Annotated in this window: 5 protein-coding genes and 1 rRNA gene; all 6 read left to right on the top strand. The window is 39.5% G+C overall.

Annotation, left to right across the window (positions count from 1 at the left end; genetic code table 11):
- Positions 1-7 precede the first annotated feature (7 nt).
- Positions 8-592: an RnfABCDGE type electron transport complex subunit E gene (locus tag MUN53_RS09020; protein ID WP_243324928.1), complete on the top strand. Its 585-nt coding sequence runs from the start codon at positions 8-10 to the stop codon at positions 590-592.
- A gap of 12 nt (positions 593-604) precedes the next feature.
- The gene (rsxA, locus tag MUN53_RS09025; protein WP_022456510.1) at positions 605-1,180 is read left to right on the top strand and encodes an electron transport complex subunit RsxA; all 576 of its coding nucleotides are present in this window, start codon (positions 605-607) and stop codon (positions 1,178-1,180) included.
- An 18-nt stretch (positions 1,181-1,198) separates the two neighbouring features.
- Positions 1,199-2,239: a UDP-glucose 4-epimerase GalE gene (gene galE, locus MUN53_RS09030; protein ID WP_243324930.1), complete on the top strand. Its 1,041-nt coding sequence runs from the start codon at positions 1,199-1,201 to the stop codon at positions 2,237-2,239.
- Between the two features lie 184 nt (positions 2,240-2,423).
- Positions 2,424-4,133: a PNGase F N-terminal domain-containing protein gene (locus tag MUN53_RS09035; RefSeq protein ID WP_243324933.1), complete on the top strand. Its 1,710-nt coding sequence runs from the start codon at positions 2,424-2,426 to the stop codon at positions 4,131-4,133.
- A gap of 116 nt (positions 4,134-4,249) precedes the next feature.
- Positions 4,250-5,686 (top strand): aldehyde dehydrogenase, encoded by a 1,437-nt coding sequence (gene aldA / locus MUN53_RS09040; RefSeq protein ID WP_243324935.1) that lies wholly within the window; start codon positions 4,250-4,252, stop codon positions 5,684-5,686.
- A 735-nt stretch (positions 5,687-6,421) separates the two neighbouring features.
- Positions 6,422-6,520: ribosomal RNA gene (locus tag MUN53_RS09045) — 16S ribosomal RNA — on the top strand; the annotation flags it as partial.

Genomic DNA, 6,520 nt, shown 5'->3' on the forward strand with positions numbered 1-6,520 from the left:
AAAGAAGATGAGTAATCTGAAAGTATTATTAAACGGTCTCTTGAAAGAGAATCCGACATTTGTCTTGTTGTTGGGTATGTGTCCGACATTGGGTACAACTTCTTCGGCAATGAATGGTTTGAGTATGGGACTTGCGACTACTTTTGTATTGATTTGTTCCAATATCGTTATTTCGGCAGTGAAGAAGCTGATCCCGGATTTGGTACGTATCCCGGCTTATATTGTAATTATTGCCACTTTCGTAACGGTAGTTCAGTTGTGTATGGAGGCTTATACACCTGCCTTATATGCAAGTTTAGGTCTTTATATCCCATTGATTGTGGTAAACTGTATTGTGTTGGGACGTGCTGAATCATTTGCTGCCAAAAATGGTGTCGTAGCTTCAGCCTTTGACGGAATAGGAATCGGATTAGGATTTACCTGGGCTTTGGCTTTGCTTGGCGCTTGTCGTGAATTACTGGGCTCTGGAAAACTGTTCGGTGTTACCCTGATGCCGGAAGAATATGGTTCGTTGATATTTATCTTGGCTCCAGGTGCATTCATCGTATTAGGTTATTTGATTGCAATTGTAAATAAACTGCGTAAGGCATAAAACGGGAATTGTATGGAATATATATTGATATTTATTGTTGCGGTATTTGTCAACAATGTTGTATTATCGCAGTTTTTGGGTATTTGTCCGTTCTTGGGTGTTTCTAAGAAAGTAGAAACTTCTATCGGAATGGGTGCCGCTGTTACTTTTGTGTTGGCTATTTCAACAATCGTGACATTCTTGATCCAGAAATATTTATTGGATCCGTTTGGATTAGGATTCATGCAGACCATTAGTTTTATTTTGGTTATTGCGGCATTGGTTCAGATGGTTGAGATCATTCTAAAGAAAGTTTCTCCGGCCTTGTATCAGGCTTTGGGTATTTTCTTGCCTTTGATTACGACAAACTGTTGTGTATTGGGTGTTGCCATCCTGGTGATACAAAAAGAATATAATTTATTGGAATCAATCGTATATGCGATCTCTACAGCGCTTGGATTTGCGTTAGCTTTGATTATCTTTGCAGGGATACGAGAGCAACTGGCTATGACAAATGTTCCGAAAGGTTTGCAAGGTACGCCCATCGCTTTGATCACAGCCGGATTGTTAGCAATGGCGTTTATGGGATTTTCTGGTATCGGATCCTAAATCTAAAATGTATAAGATATGAAAAAGAAGATTTTGGTAGCAGGTGGAACTGGTTATATCGGTTCACATACCACGGTAGAGTTGCAGAATGCGGGTTATGAAGTTGTTATTATCGATGACTTGTCTAATTCGAATATGGAAGTTTTGGATGGCATCGAGCGTATTACAGGTGTGCGTCCGGCATTTGTTAAATTGGACTTGAAAGATAAAGAAGGTACTCGCAAAGCTTTGGAAGCTCATCCGGGTATTGACGGTGTTATTTTGTTTGCTGCCAGCAAAGCGGTGGGTGAGTCAGTTCAGCAGCCGTTGAAGTATTATCGGAACAACATCACAACTTTGATTAATATATTGGAGCTGATGCCAGAGTTCGGAATGAAGGGAATTGTGTTCTCTTCTTCTTGTACGGTATATGGACAGCCTGATCCGGAATTTTTGCCGGTAGCAGAAAGTGCTCCGATTAAACCGGCGTTGTCTCCTTATGGTAATACCAAGCAGATAAACGAAGAGATTATTCAGGATACAATTCATGCAGGAGCTCCGTTCAAGAGTATCATTCTGCGTTATTTTAATCCGATTGGAGCACATCCAACTGCTGAAATCGGTGAGTTGCCTAATGGTGTTCCTCAGAATTTGATCCCTTATTTGACTCAGACTGCAATGGGCATTCGGAAAGAGTTAAGTGTGTTTGGGGATGACTATAATACTCCTGATGGTTCTTGTATCCGTGATTATATCAATGTGGTGGATTTGGCTAAAGCGCATGTCATTGCAATGGATCGGATGCTGGAAAATAAATCGGACGAGAAGGTTGAGATCTTCAATTTAGGTACAGGTAATGGTGTTTCTGTATTGGAATTGATCAATACTTTTGAGAAAGCGACAGGTGTAAAAGTTCCGCATAAGATTGTTGGTCGTCGTGAAGGTGATATTGAAAAAGTTTGGGCTAATCCTGAAAAGGCAAACACTGTCTTGGGTTGGAAAGCTGTAGAAACTTTGGAAGATACATTGAAGTCGGCTTGGAACTGGCAAGTTAAGTTGCGTGAAAGAGGCATTCAATAATTGATAGCAATCTCTGACTAGAGAATATAACGGATTGCATTTCTTATGTTGGTTTTCCAGCTGAGAAATGTAATCCGTTTTATTTTTGACGGATCTTTGATTGGGTTTATGGATTATTCCATATATTTGTCTGCGAGTATATTCTAGAAGTAAACTATTCAAAAACTCAAATAATAATAACATCATGAAAAATATGAAAGTGAAAACAATGGGGTGCTTGTTATTAGGTCTTCTAATAACAGTTACAGTTGATGCGAAGAACTATCGGAAGAAAGTGAAAAACGCCAAAGGTATTGAAGTGATTTTTCAGTCCAGTTATAAGGGTAAAGTAAGTCCCGGGCAGATGTTGATGACCGTTTCTGGTGATCAGGTTTCGTTGCAACGGATAGAAGAGGAGGATAAAGAAGAGAAGAAAGATCAGGAAGAGGAAATCGCACAGCCAGAGAAAAGGGATTATATGGATTATTCCCAATTTAAGTCTTATACTTGGGCTGAATTACCGAGCGGTAAGATTATTTCGTCCGAAACTCCATTTGAATTGGGCGCTGGCTTTACAGAAGTAGGTGAAGGAGAATTATTGGGATTGGATTGTAAAATTCTTCGTACATCTGTTCGTTCAAATACAATTGATGTTTGGTTTACGAAGGATATCCCTTTCCGCGGAACGCCACAAGCCAGTGTTGGTGTACCAGATGGACTTGTATTGAAGATTGTTCGTAATGGCGATATGGTTACAGAAGCTGTAGATATAAAGCCGTTGAAGGAAATGCAAACATTACTGCCGTCATCGTGGGGTGAGAAGATGGATGCGTATGATTACCAATATGAAATTAATCATAGTGGAGTGATTACGATTTCGGTGTTCGATCAACAGACTATTTGTTTTAACGGTGCGAAGTTGCCTGAAACGTTGAAAGAGGGTGAAATTTATAGTGCAGGAGGCGGAACCATTATCTTGAAGAAAGTAAAATTGCCGGATGTGGTTAAAAATCGGAGTGTATTTGTAGAAGTTGCTCAATATTCGGATGGCGATGCTTATGATCGGACAGGTTCTGTTTTCTTGGTACCAACCGATAAGAAGCAGTCTTTCTTGGATGCGATGCGTGACTTAAAGTCTGTTCCGGCTTTTCAATCCAAAGATCAGTCTTATCCGGGATTGATATCAACTGCTGAATATGAAGTTCCTGTGGAATTAATGCGCTTTTTTACGGGGTTTGGTGTCCGTCAGTTTAATCATGTTAAGGTGAAAGGACAGACTTGGGTGGATTCAGTCGTTTACAAAACTGATGTGACGGCTTTGGCAGAAGACTTGAAAGGAGAGGCTTGGATCGGTGCTTATATTGGTAACTGGGATGCAAAAGGGCATCGATTGTCATTAAAATTGAAATATTATCCGGACGAGGAACGACGGGTTTATAAAACAATGCCGCTGTTTAATACCGTAAACTATTTGGAGCAGGCAGGTCAGGCATATCCGATCTTTTTCCTGGATGATTCTTTGAAAGTTTCTTTTACGATGAAGGAGTCGGCTAAAAACGTCCGTTTGTTTTATCTGACAACAGGTCATGGCGGTTGGGGTAATGGTGACGAATTTAATCAGAAACCGAATACAATTTATTTGGACGGGAAGCAAGTAATCTCGTTTATACCTTGGCGTGAGGATTGTGGTACATATCGAAATTGGAATCCATGTTCCGGAAACTTTTCCAATGGTTTGAGTTCATCCGACCTGAGTCGCTCAAATTGGTGTCCAGGAACAGTCACTAATCCGGAATATATTTATTTAGGAGATTTAGAGGCTGGTGAGCATACAATTACAATTCAGATTCCGCAAGGAAAACCTGAAGGAGGAAGTAATAGTTATTGGTGTATTTCGGGGACGTTATTATATTGATGGAAAGTAATATGAGTTATATTTATCAATTCTGAAAGGTAATCTGTCAAAATTTATAAGTAAAAGACGAAATAGATGGGTACTTTTATGACGGAATCATAAAATTATCTTGTGCCATGAAAGAATTGAAAATGTTTATTGATGGAAAGTTTGAAGAAAATGTCTCAGGGAAGTGGATACAAGTGTTAAATCCATCTACTGAAGAAGTTATCTCTTTAATGCCAGACGGTACAGTGGAAGATGCGCGTCGGGCGATTGATGCCGCAGAACGTGCGCAATCAGCTTGGGAAAAGCTCCCTTCTATACAACGGGCTGCCTATTTGAAACAAATTGCTGCAGGTATTCGCCAAAGAGAAGAAGAGTTAACGAATATTATTGTTCGCGAGGGAGGAAAAACACAACAATTGGCTCGTGTAGAGGTTTTATTTACAGCTGACTATATGGATTATATGGCAGGTTGGGCAAGACGTTATGAAGGAGAGATAATCCCGAGTGATCGTCCAAGAGAGACAATCATGTTGTTTAAGAAGCCTATTGGAGTTACTACAGGAATACTACCATGGAATTTCCCGTTTTTCTTAGTGGCCAGAAAGATGGCACCAGCTTTGATTACGGGAAATACCATAGTTATTAAGCCGAGTCAGCTTACTCCTGAAAATGCCTATGTGTTTGCACAGATTGTTGAAGAGGTAGGTTTGCCTGCAGGAGTATTTAATTTAGTAAATGGGCGCGGCTCAATAATAGGCCATGAACTGGCTGCCAATCCCAAAGTAGGAATGGTAAGTTTAACTGGCAGTGTAGCAGCAGGCCAACAAACGATGTTGGCTGCAGCACCGAATATAACAAAGGTTTCTTTGGAACTTGGAGGTAAGGCTCCTGCCATTGTAATGGCTGACGCTGATGTGGATTTGGCTGTACGGGCAATTATAGCCTCAAGAGTGATTAATACAGGACAAGTTTGTAACTGTGCAGAACGAGTTTATGTTGATCGTCAAATTAAAGATATTTTTATCGATAAATTATTACAAGGAATGGCGCAGGTAAAGGTTGGAAATCCATCTCTTCGATCGGATTTGGATATGGGACCTCTTATTGATGCGTCAGCGTTGAATTCTATTGAGAAAAAAGTTGAAAAAGCTCTTCAACAAGGAGCTAAATTATTATGTGGCGGACATAGGATAGGAGATAAGGGATACTTTTATGCCCCAACATTATTGGATGAGGCTCGGCAAGATATGGATATTGTCAGAGAGGAAACATTTGGTCCAGTACTACCTATTGTTACTTATTCAAATGTTGAAGAAGCTATTTCTTGGGCGAATGATTGTGAATATGGATTAACATCTTCTGTTTATACTCAGAACTTAGATCAGGCATTTCGAATTATGCGCTCTTTGAAGTTCGGAGAAACTTATATAAATCGAGAAAATTTTGAAGCAATGCAAGGCTTCCATGCAGGATGGAGAAAATCGGGAATAGGTGGAGCTGATGGTAAACATGGCCTAGAAGAATATTTACAAACGCATGTTGTTTATTTAGAAACTCAAATTTAATTCTTTCTAATAGCATTATGTGTTAGAAGCTTTGTCTTTCCGATTGTAAGTAATAATTTCCAAACTAAGCGGGAATCGAAAGTAAATCCAACGAGGATCGAAATCGATTCCCGTTTATTGGTTTTTAAAAGATAGGCATAAAAGGAAAAAAAGCCGGCGTCTTTTGCTGAAAAGCCGGCGTGAATTGGTAAAAATACGCCGGCTTTTTGAGAATTGAGAATGGAGGATTGAAAATTGAGAATTAGGGAAGGAGAAATAAAAAAGGGAGAGGAAAGTAAAAGAACGGAGAAAAGTGCATTTGTAAATCATTGACAATCAATGAAAGTGAAAAATAGTTGTAAAAAAGTTATGAAAACATTTGGATTATATGTTATAGAGCAGTACTTTTGCACCCGCAATCGAGAGAGATGCGGTGTTGACATGATGAAAGAGGGGTTAGGGAATCCGGAAAGATAGAAACCGAGGGATGAGGTTGGAAGATTCAAGCGAATGTCCTGAAGTCGTTCCGAAAGAGACTTCCGAAAAAATAAATCGAAAAAAAACTTTCGAAAAAATTTGGAAGATAAAAATAAAAATCCTTACCTTTGCACCACGTTTCGAAAGAAACGATTGATAGGAGTTCTTTGAGAAATTTACATATACAACAGTAGTACAAGTATTTAGAATGAATACCGTCAGTAAAATACTTGAACCTGGAAATAACGGAATCTTGAGCAAAGACATAAAACAATTTGAACAACGAAGAGTTTGATCCTGGCTCAGGATGAACGCTAGCGACAGGCTTAACACATGCAAGTCGAGGGGCAGCATGAACTTAGCTTGCTAAGTTTGATG

This window comes from Parabacteroides faecalis, assembly GCF_022809355.1.
Lineage (GTDB): Bacteria > Bacteroidota > Bacteroidia > Bacteroidales > Tannerellaceae > Parabacteroides > Parabacteroides faecalis.